We start from the raw sequence: 15826 nt of genomic DNA, 5'->3' as shown, positions 1-15826 counted from the left end.
CCTCTGGGGGAAGGTTGGGATGGGGGCAAGCGGCGATGGACAAGCCGACAGCAATTGCCAGGCCGCCTGCCCCCACCCCTGCCCTCCCCCAGCGGGGGAGGGAGAAATGCGGGTTCATTCGAGGGCGGCGCAGGCAGCGATGATGCGCGCGCACGCCTCTTCCAGTTGCGCCATCGACGTCGCGTACGAGATCCGGAAGTACGGCGCCAGCCCGAACACGCTGCCCGGCACCACCGCCACCTCGAAGTCCTGCAGCAGGTAGCGGCAGAAGTCGCTGTCGGTCTGCAGCAGCGCGCCGCCGCGGGTACGCCTGCCGAGTACGCCGGCGCAGCTCGCGAATGTGTAGAACGCGCCCTCGGGCACGCGGCAGTGCAGGCCCTGCGCGCGGTTCAGCGCGGCGACCACGAAGTCGCGCCGCGCCTGGAAGTCGGCACAGCGCTCGGCCACGATGTCCTGCGGTCCGGTCAACGCCTCGATGGCCGCGGCCTGGCTGACCGACGAAGGACACGAAGTGGTCTGGCTCTGCACCACGGCCATGGCCGCGATCAGCGCGCGCGGACCGGCGCCGTAGCCCACGCGCCAGCCGGTCATCGCATAGGCCTTGGATACGCCGTTCACCGTCAGCGTGCGCTCGCGCAGCCGCGGCTCCACTGCCACGGGCGTCGCGAAGGCCAGCCCGTCGTAGAGGATGTGCTCATAGATGTCGTCCGCCAGCACCCACACCTGCGGATGGCGCAGCAGCACCTCGCACAGCGGCTTCAGCTGGTCGGCGCTGTAGGCCGCGCCGCTCGGGTTCGAGGGCGAGTTCAGGAACAGCCAGCGCGTGCGCGGAGTGATGGCCGCCTCGAGCTGCGCGGCATCGAGCCGGAAGCCGTTGGCCTCGGTGCCGGCCACGGGCACCGGCACGCCGCCGCAGATCTGCACGATGTCTGCGTACGAGGTCCAGTACGGCGCGGGCAGGATGACTTCGTCGCCGGGGTTCAGGCTGGCCATCAGCGCGTTGAAGATCACCTGCTTGGCGCCAGCGCTCACGCTGATCTCGTCGAGCGCGAAGTCGAGCGCGTTGTCGCGCCTGAACTTGAGTTGCACCGCAGCCTTCATCGCCGGGCTGCCGTCGAGCACGGTGTAACGCGTGTCGCCGCGCCCGATGGCACGCACCGCGGCCTCGCGCACGTTCTGCGGCGTGTCGAAATCGGGCTCGCCCGCGCCCAGCACGATCACCGGTCGGCCCGCGCGCTTCAGCGCATTGGCATGGTCGGTGATGCGCAGGATCTCCGAGACGCCGATGGCGCGCACGCGCTGCGCCGGAGAGAAGGCAACGGTATCTGCTGTCACTTGGCGTAGGCCTCCAGCGGCTTGTCGTTGGGCTCGGCGATGAGCTGCCTGAGCGTGGTGCTCATCGGCAGGTTCAGGCTGGTGTTCTTCGGCGGAATGGCCGCCACGAACCACTTGGTGTAGATCTTCTCGAGGTCGCCGCTCTTCATCATGCGGCGCAGCGAGTCGTCCACCGCGGCCTTGAAGGCCGGGTCGTCCTTGCGGAACAGCAGCGCGATCGGCTCCGAGCCCAGCGGCTCGCCCACGATGCGATAGGCCGACGGGTTCTTGGAGTTCGCGATGATCCCGGCCAGCAGGTTGTCGTCGAGCACGAAGGCATCGGCGCGGCCCGACTCCATCAGCAGAAAGCTTTCCAGGTGGTCCTTGCCTAGCATGGTGTTGTACGAGACGTTCTGCGCGCGCTCGCGCTTGCGCAGCAGCTGCACCGCCGTGGTGCCGGTGGAGGCCGACACATTGCGGCCCGCGAGCTGGTCGAGGTTGGTGATGCCCGAGTCGACCTTGGTCGCCATGCGCACCTCGCTCACGTAGGTGGTGAGCGCGAAGGCCACCTGCTGCTGGCGCGCCGTGTTGTTGGTGGTGGGGCCGCAGCCGATGTCGAGCGTACCGTTCTGCACCAGCGGAATGGTGTTCTGCGCGGTCACGGCCATGTACTCGAGCTTCGCCTGCGGAGCGATGTCCTTCAGCACGCGCTCGCACAGCTCGACGTGGTAGCCCACGTACTTCTCGCCCGCGCCCAGCATGTAGGCCATGGGCGGCGAGGCTTCGCGCACGCCGAGCACCACCTTGCCGCTGGACTTGATCTTGTCGAGCGTGCCGCCGGCGGCGGTCTGGGCCGTGGCGCCGAGCGAAAGTGCCAGCAGCGCGGCTGCGGCAGCGATGGCCTTGAAGGAAATCCTCATTTTTTCTGTCTCCTGGTTGTGGTTCTGGTTGCGATGAATGCATGCGGCTGCCCGCCTGGCGCGCGAAGCGGCAGGCCTGGACAGTCCGCAAAGCGATCGGTCAGTCGCCGATGTCGAAGGTCACGCCCTGCGCCAGCGGCAAGGCGGTCGAGTAGTTGATGGTGTTGGTGGCGCGGCGCATGTACGCCTTCCAGCTGTCGGAGCCGGCTTCGCGTCCGCCGCCGGTTTCCTTCTCGCCGCCGAAGGCACCGCCGATCTCGGCACCGCTCGGGCCGATGTTGACGTTGGCGATGCCGCAGTCCGAACCCGAGCTCGACATGAAGCGCTCGGCCTCGCGCATGTTCAGCGTGAAGATCGACGACGACAGGCCCGCGCCCACCGCGTTGTGCTGTTCGATGGCCTCGTCGAGCGAGCTGTAGCGCACCACGTACAGGATGGGCGCGAAGGTCTCGCGCAGCACCGGGCCTTCATGCGACTTCAGCTCCACCAGCGCGGGACGCACGTAGTAGGCGTCGTTCGTGCCGATGCCTTCCACGCGCTGGCCGCCGTGCACCTTGGCGCCGGCCTCGCGGCTTTCGCCGAGCGCCTTCTGCATGCCGTCGAAGGCGGCGCGGTCGATCAGCGGGCCGACCAGCGTGCCGGCCTCGCGCGGGTCGCCGACCCGCACGTTGCCGTAGACCTTGGCGAGCTTGGGCACCAGCTGGTCGTACACGCTGTCGTGCACGAAGAGGCGGCGCAGCGTGGTGCAGCGCTGGCCGGCCGTGCCCATGGCGGCGAAGGCGATGCCGCGCAGCGCGAGGTCGAGGTCGGCCGAGGGCGTGACGATGGCGGCGTTGTTGCCGCCGAGCTCCAGAATCGCGCGGGCAAAGCGCGCGGCCAGCTTCGGCCCCACCTGGCGGCCCATGGCGGTCGAGCCGGTGGCCGAGAGAACCGGCACGCGGTGGTCGTCCACCAGCAGCTCGCCGATGTCGCGCTGGCCCAGCAGCAGCCCCAGCAGGCCTTCGGGCGCGTCGCCGAAGCGCTCGATGGCGCGCTGCGCGATGGCGTGCACGGCCAGCGCGGTCAGCGGCGTCTTCTCGGAGGGCTTCCACACCACCGGGTCGCCGCACACCAGCGCCAGCGCGGCGTTCCACGACCACACGGCCACCGGGAAGTTGAAGGCAGAGATCACGCCGCACACGCCCAGCGGATGCCAGGTTTCCATCATGCGGTGCTCGGCGCGCTCGGTGGCCAGCGTGAGGCCGTAGATCTGGCGCGAGAGGCCGACCGCGAAGTCGCAGATGTCGATCATTTCCTGCACCTCGCCCGCGCCTTCGGACGGGATCTTGCCGGCCTCCAGCGTGACGAGGCGGCCCAGGTCGCCCTTGGCGGCGCGCAGCTCCTCGCCCAGCAGGCGCACCAGCTCGCCGCGGCGCGGAGCCGGCACGTTGCGCCAGGCCTTGAAGGCCTCGTGCGCGCGGCCGATCACCGCCGTCGCCTCGGCCGGCGAGGTCTGCGGCACCTGCGCCACCACCTCGCCGCTGACCGGCGAACGCACCGTCAGCTCGCCGCCGGTGTGGGCGCTGCGGGGCACGCCGAGGCGCTGCAGCAACTGTTCGATTTCGGTGGCGACGGAAACGGGGGATTGGGATTCGGACATGGACGCGCTCCGGGAGGCAGATGAAAGAGAAAGGGAACGGGAAGGCAACGAGGGCCGAGGGGCGTAATCCGGCCAATATCAGCGAATCCCGCCCGATTGCCTAATGAAAATATGGAAGGACCTGATGCGTTTCAGGAAGGATCTCGAGCCGTTGACGTGCGCCTAGCGCACCAACCGGGTCGCCGCCAGGATCCACAGCATCACCAGCACCACGTTGCTCGCCGCGAACAGGCCCAGCCGATGCAGCACGTGGTTGTAGGTCAGGTGCACCGCGCTGTGCAGCGCCCGCAGCCCGACGTAGGCCCAGGCCAGCCACACCGCCGCGGGCGTCGCCTGCGCCGCCACGTAGAAGAGCAGGCACACCACGTAGAACAGCACAGGCAGCTCCAGCAGGTTCATGTAGTTGCGGTTGGGCAGACGCACCGCGTCCGGCACCGCGTCCGACTCGCCCAGCCTGAAATCGGCCGCCCGGATTTCGCGGCGCAGCACGGCGCGAACGCGCGTGAAGGGAATGAGCAGCAGCACCATGCCGGTGAGGGCCGCGAGGGCGAAGACGGGGTAGAGGATCGAGGGGTTGTTCATGGTCGGCTCCTTGTTCAGCCCGGCCCCGGCGCCTCGGGCAACGGAATCTTCTGCCCCGCCGGCGACCCCGCCAGGCTCTGCGCGGGCCGCCTCAGCGTCGCATCGAAGGGATTGATCTTCGGCCCGATGGTCGCGGCCTCCCGTTTCAGCAGTTCGACCACCGTCGGCATGCGGTCCGCATTAAGCCGGTCGGCAATCGTGCCCACGCTCAGCGCGGCCACTGCGCGGCCTTCGCGGTCGAGGATCGGCACGGCCACGCCGGCCATGCCTTCGAGCAGGCCGGTGTTGCGCCCCGCGAAGCCGGCCTGGCGCACGCGCTCGATCTCGGTGCGCAGGTAGACCTCGTCGTACACGCCGTACTCGCGCACGCGCGGCAGGTTGAAGCGGATCACCTCCTCGCGCTCGGCCTCGGGCAGGAAGGCGAGGATCGCGAGCGCGCCCTGCCCCACGCCCAGCGCGATGCGCCCGCCGATGTCGCCGGTGAATGAGCGGATGGGGAACGGCCCCTCGCTCCGGTCGAGGCACACGGCGTCGAAGCCGCTGCGCGCGAGCAGGAAGATGCTGTCGCCCAGGCTGGCGCACAGGCGCAGCAGCACGGGCCGGCAGATGGAGCGCAGGTCGCCCGGGTTGCCCGCGCTCGCGGCCAGCGCGAAGAAATCGATGCTCAGGCGGTAGAGCTTGCTGCGCTCGTCCTGTTCGACCATGCCCTCGGCCATGAGCGACTGCAGCAAACGGTGCGTGGTGGCCTGCGTTAGGCCCACCGAACGAGCGATCTGGGTCACGCGGCCACCCTCGGCCTGCACCGCGCCGAGCGCGCGAATCACCGAAAAGACGCGCGGCACGCCGCTGCTGCTGACGGCGGGTGCCACCGAAGTGCTCTCCATACCTTCCTCCTGCGGAATTCGATTTGGCTGATTCGGCCATCATATTCCGTTAAACGGAATAATTTAAAGAAATATTCTGATTAGTGGAATACCCGAGGCAATCTGGCGCAATCGTTGCAATAGAGTGAATCAAGAACAGCAAGCTGTCCATGGCCTGCACCAAGCCGAGGCAAGGTGCCCGAAGCCATCTTTTTCGCCCCCGAAGAAAGGCCCGTTCCATGTCATTCCTACGGCTCACCGACGTGACCAAGTTCTATGGCGCCACCCGCGCGGTGTCCGCCATGAATCTCTCGGTGGAAAAGGGCGAGTTCGTCTCGCTGCTCGGCCCCTCGGGCTGCGGCAAGACGACCACGCTGCAGATGATCGCGGGCTTCGAGGCCGTGAGCAGCGGCCGCATCGAGCTCGCGGGCAAGGACATCACGCACGCCAAGGCCAACACGCGCGGGCTGGGCATCGTGTTCCAGACCTACGCCCTCTTCCCGCACATGACGGTGGCCGACAACGTGAGCTTCGGCCTCGAGATGCGCAAGATGCCCAAGGCCGAGCGCACCGAGCGCGTGAAGCAGGCGCTGGCGCTTGTGCACCTCGACCGGCACGCCGGGCGCTACCCGCGCGAGCTCTCCGGCGGCCAGCGGCAGCGCGTGGCGCTGGCGCGCGCACTGGTGATCGAGCCGCCGGTGCTGCTGCTGGACGAGCCGCTGTCCAACCTCGACGCCAAGCTGCGCGAGGAGATGCAGTTCGAGCTGCGCCAGATCCAGCGCAAGGTCGGCACCACCACGGTGATGGTCACGCACGACCAGAGCGAGGCGATGTCGATCAGCGACCGCGTGGTGGTGATGGAAGGCGGATGCGCCACGCAGATCGACCACCCGCAGCGCGTGTACGAGCACCCGAGCACGCGCTTCATCTCCACCTTCGTGGGCAAGGCCAACCTGCTGGACTGCCGCGTGTCCGGCAGCGGCGCGGAACGCACCTGCGTGGAGGTCGGCACGCTCTCGCTCGACGTGGACGACACGGGCTTCAGCGTCGACGCCGCCGCGCTGCTGAGCGTGCGGCCCGAGAAGCTGCAGCTGGTGGCGCCGGGCCGGGGCCGCATCGACGGCGAGGTGCTGGAGCGCTTCTTCCTCGGCAGCCAGTGGCTCTACCGCGTGGCGACTTCGGTGGGCGAGCTCACGGTGCTGAGCCCCAACGACGGGCGCGAGGCCCTCGCGGAAGGCAGCCGCACCGGCATCGACTGGCCCGCGCACTGCATGCGGCTGCTGCCGGCGGAAGAAAAGGCCGTTGCAGCATGAGCGCCTCGAAGAGCAAGGCCGCCCCGTGGTGGCTCTCCGGCCCCGCGCTGCTGCTGTTCACGGTACTGCTCGTGGTGCCGCTCGGTCTCACCGCCGTGCTGTCGTTCAACGCCTACGACCCGGCCACGGGGCCGAAGGCGGGCGAGTTCACGCTCGCGCATTACGCGCTGGTGTTCTCCGACTCGTATTACCTCGGCATCTTCTGGCGCACCTTCTGGGTCTCCGCGCTGGTCACGCTGATCTGCGTGCTGATCGGCGCGCCCGAGGCCTATGTGCTCAGCCGCATGCGCAACCCGTGGCGCTCGGCGCTGCTGCTGGTGGTGCTGGCGCCGCTGCTGGTGTCGGTGGTGGTGCGGGCCTTCGGCTGGAGCATGCTGCTGGGCCCCGAGGGCGCGGTGAACGGGCTGCTGCAGCTGCTGGGCATCGGCCCGGTGAAGATCCTCTACACCAACGCGGCAGTGGTCATCGCGCTGGTGCACGTGATGCTGCCCTTCATGGTGATCCCGGTGTGGACCTCGCTGCAGAAGCTCGACCCCGGCGTGGAGAACGCGGCCCTCTCGCTCAATGCCACGCCCTTCACCACGCTGCGGCGCATCGTGCTGCCGCAGGTGATGCCGGGCATTCTCTCGGGCAGCCTGATCGTGTTCGGCCTGGCCGCGAGTTCGTTCGCCATTCCGGGTCTGCTGGGCGGACGGCGGCTGAAGATGGTCGCGACCATCGTCTACGACGAATACCTGAGCGAGCTCAACTGGCCGCTGGGCGCTGCCGTGGCGCTGGTGCTGCTGGTGGCCAACCTCGCGGTGATGCTGAGCTACAACCGGCTTGTAGAGGGCCGCTACAAGAAGGCACTGGGGTGAACCGATGAACAAGAACGGCCCCATCGCCCTTGCGTTCAACGCGCTCGTCATCGTCTTCATGCTGGCACCGCTGGTGGTGGTGTGCGTGGTGGCGTTCACGCCCGAGAACACGCTGACCATTCCGACCACGCACTTCTCGCTGCGCTGGTTCGAGGCAGTGTTCGCGCACCCCGACTTCATGCAGTCGTTCTGGAACAGCCTGTGGCTCGCGCTGAGCTCGGCCACCATCGCGACGCTGCTCGCGGTGCCGGCCGGCATGGCGATCACGCGCTACGAGTTCCCGGGGCGCAATTTCCTCAACGGCCTGTTCCTCTCGCCGCTGATCGTGCCGCACCTGGTGCTGGGCGTGGCGCTGCTGCGCCTGTTCTCGCTGGTGGGCGGCACGGGCAGCTTCGGCTGGCTGGTACTGGCGCACGCGCTCATCGTCACGCCCTACACGCTGCGGCTGGTGGTGGCGGCGCTGGTGGGCTTCGACCGCAGCGCCGAGCAGGCCGCGCTCTCGCTGGGCGCGAGCCAGGCCACGGTGTTCCGCCGCATCACGCTGCCGATGATCCTGCCGGGCGTGACGGGCGGCTGGATGCTGTCGTTCATCAACAGCTTCGACGAAGTGACGATGTCGATCTTCGTCACCTCGCCGAGCACGGTCACGCTGCCGGTGCGCATGTACATGTATGCGACGGAGTCCATCGACCCGCTGATGGCCGCCGTGTCGGCGCTGATGGTGGCGGTGACGGCCTTCGCGATGGTGCTGCTCGACCGCGTGTACGGGCTCGACCGCGTCCTGGTGGGGCGCAGATAGATGAAGACGACCATGACCGCACACGCATTGCTTCACCGCGTGGCCGAGAAGACCGGCCGCGAGGCGGTGCCCTTCACGCTCGACGGCGTGCCCACGAGCGCGCTGGCCGGCGACACCGTGCTGACCGCCGTGCTCACGCAGTGCGGCCAGCTGCGCCGCAACGAGTTCAGCGGCCTGCCGCGCGCGGGCTTCTGCATGATGGGCGCCTGCCAGGACTGCTGGATCTCCACCAGCGAGGGCGAGCGCTTCCGCGCCTGCTCGACCTTCATCGCACCGGGCATGGAACTGCTCACGGGAAGGAACGACGCATGACGGCGCCGAATGAAGTCCGCCCCGTGATCGTCGGTGCCGGTCCGGCCGGCGTGCGTGCGGCGCAGGCGCTGGTGGCGCATGGCCTGCGGCCCGTGGTGATCGACGAGGCACCGCGCGCCGGCGGCCAGATCTACCGCCGCCCGCCCGCGCGCCTTGCGCAGCGGACCGCGCGAACGCTCTACGGCTTCGAGTCGAAGCGCGCCGACGCGGTGCACGCGGCCTTCGACGCGCTGCGGGGCAGCATCGAGCACCACCCCGACAGCCTCGCGTGGAACGCACAGGACAAGGTGCTCGACGTGATGCACAACCCCACGCTCGGCAACCGCCGCGTACCCTACAGCCATCTCATCGTGGCAACGGGCGCCACCGACCGCGTGCTGCCCGTTCCGGGCTGGACGCTGCCGGGTGTCTACACGCTGGGCGGCGCGCAGGTCGCGCTCAAGTTCCAGGGCTGCGCCATCGGGCGCCACGTGGTGTTCATGGGCACGGGGCCGCTGCTGTACCTGGTGGCCTATCAATATGCGAAGGCCGGCGTGGACGTGGCCGCGGTGCTCGACACCGCGCGCCTCGCCGACCAGATCGCCGCCGCGCCCGCAATGCTGGCGCAGCCCGCCGTGCTCGCCAAGGGCATGTACTACGTGGGCTGGCTGCGCGCGCACGGCATCGCGCTGCACGGCGGCGTGCGTCCGCTGCGGGTGCTCGGCGACGAGCAGCAGGGCCGCGTCACCGGCGTGGCCTGGCTCGACGGCGAGACGGAGCGCACGATCGATTGCGATGCGGTGGGCTTCGGCTACGCGCTGCGCTCCGAGACGCAACTGGCCGACCTGCTCGGCTGCCGCTTCGACTACGCGCCGCTGCACCGCGCGCACCTGCCGGTGCTCGACGCGGCGGGGCGCTCCAGCGTGGAGGGCGTGTACCTCGCAGGGGACGGCGCCGGCATCATGGGCGCGGATGCGGCCGAATGGGCGGGCGAGCGCGCGGCGCTGGCGCTGCTGCAGGACGCGGGCATCGCCATCGACGCGGCGCGCGCATCCGTGCTCGAACGCAAGCTCGACAAGCTCGCCGGCTTCCGCCAGGGCCTCGAACGCGCCTTCCCCGTGCCTCAGGACTGGGCGGAGAACGCAAGCGACGACCTCGTCATCTGCCGCTGCGAGAACGTCACCGCCGGCACGCTGCGCCAGACCATCGCCAGCACCGGCGCCGACGAGATGAACCGCCTCAAGGCCTTGTCGCGCGTCGGCATGGGCCGCTGCCAGGGCCGCATGTGCGGCGCGGCCGCTGCCGAAATCCTCGCGCACGCGACGCGGCAGCCGCTGCAGCAGGTCGGCCGGCTGCGCGGGCAGGCGCCGATCAAGCCGATTCCGATCAGGCTCGTGCCGGTCGAAGGGAGCGGCGCATGAGTTCGATCAAAAAGCTGCGAACCGATGTCGCCATCGTCGGCGGCGGCATCGTCGGTTCTTCCGCCGCGCTGGCCCTGCGCCGCATGGGCATCGGCGTGGTGCTGCTGGAGCGCGACCTCTGCGGCTCGCGTTCCAGCGGCGTGAACTACGGCGGCGTGCGCCGCCAGGGCCGGCCGGTGAGCCAGCTGCCGCTGGCGCAGCGCGCACACCGCATCTGGGGCGAGCTGGCCGCGCTGCTGGGCACCGACGGCGAATACATCCGTTCGGGCCATTTCAAGATCGCGCGCAGCGAATCAGACATGGCCTCGCTCGAACGCTACCGCGCGCTGAGCAGCGACTTCGACCTGGGCCTGGAGCTGATCTCCGGCGCGCGGCTTCGCGAGCAATGCCCGTGGCTAGGCACGCGCGCAGTGGGCGGCTCGCTGTGCGCGGAAGACGGGCAGGCCAATCCGCGCCTGGTGTCGCCGGCCTTCGCACTCGCGGCGCAGCGTGCCGGCGCGCAGGTCTTCGAGCGCCACAAGGTCGACGAGGTGGCGCACGACGGTGCCATGTTCATGGTGCGCAGCGGCAATGCACTCGAAGTGCAGGCGCCGGTGCTGCTCAACTGCGCGGGCGCCTGGGCCGGCGCCATTGCCGGCCAGTTCGGCGAGACGCCGCCGATGTTTGCGCGCAGCCCGCTGATGGCAGTGACCGAGCCGGTGCCGCATTTCATGAAATGGAGCCTCGGCGTGGAAGGCGGCGGCATCTACTGCCGGCAGGTCGAGCGCGGCAACGTGGTGCTGGGAGGCGGAACGGGCATCACGCTCGACGCCGAACGCTCGCGCGCCGAGCGCGAGGGCATCGCCGCGCTGGCGGTGCAGGCCATCGAGCTGCTGCCCGCGCTGCGCCACGCCCACATCATCCGCACCTGGGGCGGCACCGAGGGCTACCTGCCCGACCGCGAACCGGTGCTGGGCCCGAGCCGCACCACGCCCGGCCTGTTCCACGGCTTCGGCTTCGCGGGCGCGGGCTTCCAGATCGGCCCTGCCGCCGGCGAGGTGCTTGCCGAGCTCGCGCGCGACGGCCGCACCGACACGCCCATCGACGCCTTCGCCATCGAGCGCTTCGACGACGAGCAGGCGAAAGCGAAAGCGCAGGCCCCAAAGCCCCTCACCCTCACTCCCGCATCCCCCACCTGAACTTGAATGGAGAGCATCGCCATGTCCCCGAAGTCCACGATCAGAACCCTCCCGCTCCTGGCCGCGCTGCTCGCGGCCGCCGGCATCGCCGGTGCGCAGACCAAGACCCTCTACATCGGCATGAACGGCGGCACGATGGAGAAGGCGTACACGCAGTACGTCTTCCCCGCCTTCGAGAAGGCCTACGGCGCGAAGGTGGTGGTGGTGCCCGGCACCTCGTCCGACATCCTCGCGAAGGCCCAGGCCAACAAGGACAGGCCGCAGATGCACGTGATGTTCCTCGACGACGGCGTGATGGTGCGCGCCATCGGCATGGGCCTGTGCCAGAAGCAGAAGCCCAGCCAGTCGCTCTCCGAGATCTACCCGGCCGCACGCTTCAAGGACGACATGGCCAGCGGCGTGAGCCTGGGCATGACGGGCCTGGCCTACAACGCGAAGATGTTCAAGGAGAAGGGCTGGGCCGCGCCCACCTCGTGGATGGACCTGGCCGACCCGAAGTACAAGGGCAAGGTGGTGTTCCAGTCGATGTCGTCGTCTTCCTTCGGGCTGCACGGCTTCCTGATGTTCAACCGCATCCAGGGCGGCAACGACAAGAACGTGGAGCCCGGCTTCAAGGCCTGGCCCACCTCCATCGGGCCGAACGTGCTGGAATACATCCCGAGCTCGGCCAAGCTCTCCGAGATGGTTCAGACCGGCGAGGCGGCCATCTTCCCGCTCACGCCCACGGCCGTGGCGGCGATGAAGAGCAAGGGCATCCCGGTGGAATACGCGCCGCCCAAGGAAGGCGCGGTGGTGCTCATGGTCGGCCAGTGCGTGATCGCCAACAACACCGAGCCCGAGCTGTCGCAGAAGCTCGCCGAGTTTTTGCTGAGCCCGCTGGCGCAGGCCAACGTGCTGCAGTACGGCGCCCAGATCCCGACCAACCCGAAGGCGCCGGTGGTGGGCGACGGCGTGGCGCAGGTGGCGGACATCAACAGGTGGATGAAGACCGCCGTGACCATCGACTGGGAAAGCATCAACGCGAACCGCCCGGCTTGGAACGCGCGCTGGAACAAGACGATAGAGAAGTGATGCTTCTTCAGCCGCGCGCTTCGCGCCTGCGCAGCAGCACCGGCATGCACAGCAGGTAGACCACCGCACCCGCCAGCCACACGATGCCGGGAAAGCGCACGCGGAAGGCGAAGTAGAGCTGGCTGATGAGCAGCGGCCCGAACACCGAGGCCAGGCTGGACAGGCTCGCGAGCACGCCCTGCAGCCGCCCCTGCTCGGCTTCGCCCACGCGGGCCGAGAGCATCGACTGCAGCGCGGGCGCGCCGATGCCGCCCGTGCACAGGAGCGGCAGCAGCGCGAGCGCCATCCAGCCCCGCGTGGCGAAGGCAAGCAGCGCGTAGGCGGTGCAGTCGGCCGCGGTGCCGATGGCGAGGGCGGCGCGCTCGCCCCATCGCTCGACCAGCGGGCCCGCCACGAAGCCCTGCATCAGCGCCTGGATCAGGCCGAAGACCGCGAGCGAGACGCCGACCATGGTGCCGTTCCAGGCGAACTTGTCCTCGCCGTAGAGCACCCAGGTCGTGCCGGCGACCTCGCCCACCAGCATCAGCACCGTGAACACGCCGAGGATGGGAAGCAGCGCGGGAAAGCTCTTGGCCCAGCGCAGCGGCGCGAGCGGATGCAGCACGCCGCGGTCGAAAGGCTGCGAAGCGAGCTTCGCGGGGCGCGACTCGCGCAGCAGCAGCAAGGCCGCGAGGAAGGTCAGGCCGTTGAGCACGGCGGCGGCGATGAAGGGCAGCCGCACGCCGTGGTCGCCGAGCACGCCGCCGAGCGCCGGCCCCGCGATGAAGCCGATGCCGAAGCAGGCGCCCATGCGGCCGAACCAGCGCGCGCGCTGGTTCTCGGGCGTGAGGTCGGCGATGGCGGCCGAGGCCACCGCCATGTTCGCGCCCGTCATGCCGGCGATCGCGCGGCCCACGAACAGCAGCCACAGCGAGGGCGCGAAGGCCATGAAGAGCGCGTCGACGGCAGCGCCCGCCACCGACACCAGCAGCACCGAGCGGCGGCCGAAGCGGTCGCTGAGCGCGCCGAGCACGGGCGCGCAGAGGAACTGCATCAGCGCATAGAGCGAGAGAAAGGCGCCGAAGCGCCAGCCGAGGTCGCCGGTGTGGCCGACCTCGCGCAGCAGGCTCGGCACGATGGGCATGACCAGGCTGATGCCAACGGCGTCGAGCGTGACGATCGCCAGGATCACGGCATGCGCGTGGCGACCGCCGGCGAATGGGGTGGATGTGGAAGACATGTTGGAATTTATCGTTGATAAGTAATTATCAGCGATAAATTTCAGGCCGTGAAGTACCCTCCCGGCTCGATACCGGCAAGCACACCCGAATGAAACTGGACCGCGAAGTGATCCTCGAGACAGCCCTCACGCTGCTCGACGAGGTCGGCATGGACAAGCTCAGCACCCGGCTGCTGGCCGAACGGCTCGGCGTGCAGCAGCCGGCGCTGTACTGGCATTTCAAGAACAAGCGGGCGCTGCTCGACGCGATGAACAGCGAGATCCTGCGCCGCACCCACGAGCGCAAGCTGCCGCTGCCCGACGAGTCGTGGGAGACCTTCCTGCGCGAGAACGCGCGCAGCTTCCGGCGCGCACTGCTGGCGCGGCGCGATGGCGCGCGCCTGCACGCCGGCACCGAGCCCGATCCGGGCGACCTGGAGATGGTGGAGGCGCAGCTGGCGGCGGTGGTCAGCCGCGGCGTGCCGGCGCCGCAGGCGATGACGCTTTTGATCGCGCTGGGCCGCTACACCGTGGGCTGCGTGCTCGAGGAACAGGCGGCGCCGCCCGACGCCGAGGCGCGGCAGCAGGCGCTCGATGCCTCGGCCGCCTCGCGCCCCCTGCTGGCCGAGGCCTTCGCGCGCTACCGCGAGGCCGGCCCGGATGCGATGTTCGAGATCGGCGTCGACCTGATGATCGAGGGCGCGAAGGCGCGCCTCGAAAGCCAGGCCGAGGACGCCAAGGGCGCCAAGGCTAGGCCGCGCCGCGGATCCAGCCGGCCGCCTTCTCCGCCATCATCAACGTAGGGCTGTTGGTGTTGCCGCTGGTGATGGTGGGCATTGCGCCCGCATCCACCACGCGCAGGCCCTGAATGCCGCGCACGCGCAGCCGCGAATCGAGCACGGCGCCCGGGTCGTTGTCGGCGCCCATCTTCGTGGTGCCCACCGGGTGGAAGATGGTGGTGGCGATGTCGCCGGCCAGGCGCGCCAGTTCCTCGTCGGTCTGGTACTGCACGCCGGGCTTCCATTCCTGCGGCTTGAACTTGGCGAGCGCGGGCTGCGCGGCGATGTTGCGCGTGACGCGCAGCGAATCCGCCGCCACCTTGCGGTCCTCGTCGGTGCTCAGGTAGTTGGGCGCGATGGCCGGCGCGTCCTCGAAGCGCTTGCTCTTGATGCGCACCGAGCCCCGGCTCGTCGGGTTGAGGTTGCACACGCTCGCGGTGAAGGCCGGAAAGCTGTGCAGCGGATCGCCGAAGGCATCGAGCGACAGCGGCTGCACGTGGTACTGCAGGTTGGGCCATTCGCGATCGGGCGAACTGCGCGTGAAGGCACCGAGCTGCGACGGCGCCATGCTCATCGGGCCGCTGCGCTTGAGCAGGTACTCGAGGCCGATCTTCGCCTTGCCGACCATCGAGGAGGCCATCACGTTGAGCGTGGGCGCGCCCTCGATCTTGTAGACAGCGCGGATCTGCAGGTGGTCCTGCAGGTTCGCGCCGACGCCGGGCGCGTCGAGCACCACGTCGATGCCGTGCTGGCGCAGCAGTTCAGCCGGGCCGATGCCCGAGAGCTGCAGGATCTGCGGCGAACCGATGGCGCCCGCGCTCAGCACCACCTCGCGCGTGGCCTGCGCGGTGACCATCTCGCTGCCGTTCCATACCTCCGCGCCGGTGCAGCGGCGCGTGCCGTCGGGCAGCGTCTCGAACAGCAGGCGCGAGACCTGCGCGCCGGTCCAGAGCTCGAAGTTGGGCCTGCCGTAGCAGGTCGGACGCAGGAAGGCCTTGGCGGTGTTCCAGCGCCAGCCGTTCTTCTGGTTGACCTGGAAGTAGCCCACGCCCTCGTTGTTGCCACGATTGAAATCGGCCGTGTGCGGCACGCCGGCCTGCGAAGCGGCTTCGGCGAACGCGTCGAGGATGTCCCAGCGCAGGCGCTGCTTCTCGATGCGCCACTCGCCGCCCGCGCCGTGCATCTCGTCGGCGCCGAGGTAGAAGTCCTCGTGCTTCTTGAAGGCCGGCAGCACGCTCTGCCAGCGCCAGTCGTCGTCACCCGTGAGGTCGGCCCAGTGCTCGTAGTCGCGCGACTGGCCGCGCATGTAGATCATGCCGTTGATGCTGGAGCAGCCGCCCAGCGTCTTGCCGCGCGGATAGCGCAGCACGCGGCCGTTGAGGCCGGCGTCGGGCTCGGTGCTGTAGAGCCAGTCAGTGCGCGGATTGCCGATGCAGTACAGGTAGCCGACCGGGATGTGGATCCAGTGGTAGTCGTCCTTGCGGCCCGCCTCGATGAGCAGCACGCGCTTGCTCTTGTCGGCGCTGAGCCGGTTGGCCATGAGCGAGCCGGCGGTGCCGGCGCCGATGATGATGTAGTCGAATTGGGTGTCGCTCATGGCG

General features: G+C 69.3%; 15 protein-coding genes. 8 read left to right on the top strand and 7 right to left on the bottom strand.

The genetic code is table 11. From position 1 onward, the window contains the following. Nucleotides 1-114: 114 nt before the first annotated feature. The 5 genes from ABL840_RS02370 to ABL840_RS02350 all read right to left on the bottom strand — a co-directional run bounded on the left by ABL840_RS02370 (nucleotide 115) and on the right by ABL840_RS02350 (nucleotide 5339). On the bottom strand, nucleotides 115-1335 hold the full coding sequence (locus ABL840_RS02370; RefSeq protein ID WP_093301361.1) for a pyridoxal phosphate-dependent aminotransferase: 1221 nt from the start codon (nucleotides 1333-1335) through the stop codon (nucleotides 115-117). Then, a complete protein-coding gene (locus tag ABL840_RS02365; protein WP_093301359.1) occupies nucleotides 1332-2234 on the bottom strand; it encodes an amino acid ABC transporter substrate-binding protein in 903 nt (300 codons plus the stop codon). Before ABL840_RS02365 ends, ABL840_RS02370 begins: the two co-directional genes overlap by 4 nt. 100 nt (nucleotides 2235-2334) lie before the next feature. Further along, nucleotides 2335-3873, bottom strand: a complete 1539-nt coding sequence (locus ABL840_RS02360; RefSeq protein WP_093301357.1) for an aldehyde dehydrogenase family protein — start codon at nucleotides 3871-3873, stop codon at nucleotides 2335-2337. Between the two features lie 162 nt (nucleotides 3874-4035). Then, nucleotides 4036-4455 carry an MAPEG family protein gene (locus ABL840_RS02355; protein ID WP_093301356.1) on the bottom strand — a complete coding sequence of 140 codons (420 nt, stop codon included), beginning with the start codon at nucleotides 4453-4455 and terminating at the stop codon, nucleotides 4036-4038. Nucleotides 4456-4469: 14 nt separating this feature from the next. Beyond that, nucleotides 4470-5339: an IclR family transcriptional regulator gene (locus ABL840_RS02350; RefSeq protein WP_093301354.1), complete on the bottom strand. Its 870-nt coding sequence runs from the start codon at nucleotides 5337-5339 to the stop codon at nucleotides 4470-4472. Nucleotides 5340-5557: 218 nt separating this feature from the next. Here ABL840_RS02350 and ABL840_RS02345 point away from each other — a divergent pair, with 218 nt between their 5' ends. The 7 genes from ABL840_RS02345 to ABL840_RS02315 are packed head-to-tail and all read left to right on the top strand — an operon-like array spanning nucleotide 5558 to nucleotide 12248. Continuing rightward, the gene (locus ABL840_RS02345; RefSeq protein ID WP_093301353.1) at nucleotides 5558-6631 is read left to right on the top strand and encodes an ABC transporter ATP-binding protein; all 1074 of its coding nucleotides are present in this window, start codon (nucleotides 5558-5560) and stop codon (nucleotides 6629-6631) included. Continuing rightward, nucleotides 6628-7488, top strand: a complete 861-nt coding sequence (locus tag ABL840_RS02340) for an ABC transporter permease (RefSeq protein WP_093301351.1) — start codon at nucleotides 6628-6630, stop codon at nucleotides 7486-7488. The genes ABL840_RS02345 and ABL840_RS02340 overlap by 4 nt, the downstream gene beginning before the upstream one ends. A 4-nt stretch (nucleotides 7489-7492) precedes the next feature. Then, nucleotides 7493-8287 (top strand): ABC transporter permease, encoded by a 795-nt coding sequence (locus ABL840_RS02335; RefSeq protein ID WP_093206933.1) that lies wholly within the window; start codon nucleotides 7493-7495, stop codon nucleotides 8285-8287. Nucleotides 8288-8299: 12 nt separating this feature from the next. Then, entirely contained in the window at nucleotides 8300-8599 is a 300-nt protein-coding gene (locus tag ABL840_RS02330; protein WP_093301349.1) for a (2Fe-2S)-binding protein, read from the top strand. Next, the gene (locus tag ABL840_RS02325; protein WP_093301348.1) at nucleotides 8596-9999 is read left to right on the top strand and encodes an NAD(P)/FAD-dependent oxidoreductase; all 1404 of its coding nucleotides are present in this window, start codon (nucleotides 8596-8598) and stop codon (nucleotides 9997-9999) included. Before ABL840_RS02330 ends, ABL840_RS02325 begins: the two co-directional genes overlap by 4 nt. After that, complete coding sequence (locus tag ABL840_RS02320; RefSeq protein WP_093301346.1) at nucleotides 9996-11177, top strand: NAD(P)/FAD-dependent oxidoreductase; 1182 nt, start codon at nucleotides 9996-9998, stop codon at nucleotides 11175-11177. The genes ABL840_RS02325 and ABL840_RS02320 overlap by 4 nt, the downstream gene beginning before the upstream one ends. A gap of 21 nt (nucleotides 11178-11198) precedes the next feature. Continuing rightward, nucleotides 11199-12248, top strand: a complete 1050-nt coding sequence (locus ABL840_RS02315) for an ABC transporter substrate-binding protein (protein ID WP_418116178.1) — start codon at nucleotides 11199-11201, stop codon at nucleotides 12246-12248. Between the two features lie 7 nt (nucleotides 12249-12255). On the opposite strand, the gene tet is transcribed toward ABL840_RS02315, so the two are convergent. After that, entirely contained in the window at nucleotides 12256-13467 is a 1212-nt protein-coding gene (gene tet / locus ABL840_RS02310; RefSeq protein ID WP_093301343.1) for a Tet(A)/Tet(B)/Tet(C) family tetracycline efflux MFS transporter, read from the bottom strand. 89 nt (nucleotides 13468-13556) lie between these two features. Between tet and tetR the strand changes: the two genes are divergently transcribed. After that, nucleotides 13557-14249: a tetracycline resistance transcriptional repressor TetR gene (gene tetR / locus ABL840_RS02305; protein ID WP_093301342.1), complete on the top strand. Its 693-nt coding sequence runs from the start codon at nucleotides 13557-13559 to the stop codon at nucleotides 14247-14249. Here tetR and ABL840_RS02300 read toward each other — a convergent pair. Continuing rightward, entirely contained in the window at nucleotides 14197-15822 is a 1626-nt protein-coding gene (locus tag ABL840_RS02300) for a GMC family oxidoreductase (protein ID WP_093206921.1), read from the bottom strand. The genes tetR and ABL840_RS02300 overlap by 53 nt on opposite strands. Between the last annotated feature and the right edge of the window lie 4 nt (nucleotides 15823-15826).

Origin of the sequence: Variovorax sp. NFACC27, from assembly GCF_048301545.1 — a bacterium.
Classification (GTDB): domain Bacteria; phylum Pseudomonadota; class Gammaproteobacteria; order Burkholderiales; family Burkholderiaceae_C; genus Variovorax; species Variovorax gossypii.
Note: the sequence above shows the minus strand (reverse complement) of the source record. Positions and strands in the feature narration are given on the sequence as shown.

Coding starts and splice junctions, on each gene's coding strand:
- ABL840_RS02365 (WP_093301359.1), bottom strand. CDS start 2,234: ATGAGGATTTCCTTCAAGGCCATCGCTGCCGCAGCCGCGCTGCTGGCA.
- ABL840_RS02360 (WP_093301357.1), bottom strand. CDS start 3,873: ATGTCCGAATCCCAATCCCCCGTTTCCGTCGCCACCGAAATCGAACAG.
- ABL840_RS02355 (WP_093301356.1), bottom strand. CDS start 4,455: ATGAACAACCCCTCGATCCTCTACCCCGTCTTCGCCCTCGCGGCCCTC.
- ABL840_RS02350 (WP_093301354.1), bottom strand. CDS start 5,339: ATGGAGAGCACTTCGGTGGCACCCGCCGTCAGCAGCAGCGGCGTGCCG.
- ABL840_RS02345 (WP_093301353.1), top strand. CDS start 5,558: ATGTCATTCCTACGGCTCACCGACGTGACCAAGTTCTATGGCGCCACC.
- ABL840_RS02340 (WP_093301351.1), top strand. CDS start 6,628: ATGAGCGCCTCGAAGAGCAAGGCCGCCCCGTGGTGGCTCTCCGGCCCC.
- ABL840_RS02335 (WP_093206933.1), top strand. CDS start 7,493: ATGAACAAGAACGGCCCCATCGCCCTTGCGTTCAACGCGCTCGTCATC.
- ABL840_RS02330 (WP_093301349.1), top strand. CDS start 8,300: ATGACCGCACACGCATTGCTTCACCGCGTGGCCGAGAAGACCGGCCGC.
- ABL840_RS02325 (WP_093301348.1), top strand. CDS start 8,596: ATGACGGCGCCGAATGAAGTCCGCCCCGTGATCGTCGGTGCCGGTCCG.
- ABL840_RS02320 (WP_093301346.1), top strand. CDS start 9,996: ATGAGTTCGATCAAAAAGCTGCGAACCGATGTCGCCATCGTCGGCGGC.
- ABL840_RS02315 (WP_418116178.1), top strand. CDS start 11,199: ATGTCCCCGAAGTCCACGATCAGAACCCTCCCGCTCCTGGCCGCGCTG.
- tet (WP_093301343.1), bottom strand. CDS start 13,467: ATGTCTTCCACATCCACCCCATTCGCCGGCGGTCGCCACGCGCATGCC.
- tetR (WP_093301342.1), top strand. CDS start 13,557: ATGAAACTGGACCGCGAAGTGATCCTCGAGACAGCCCTCACGCTGCTC.
- ABL840_RS02300 (WP_093206921.1), bottom strand. CDS start 15,822: ATGAGCGACACCCAATTCGACTACATCATCATCGGCGCCGGCACCGCC.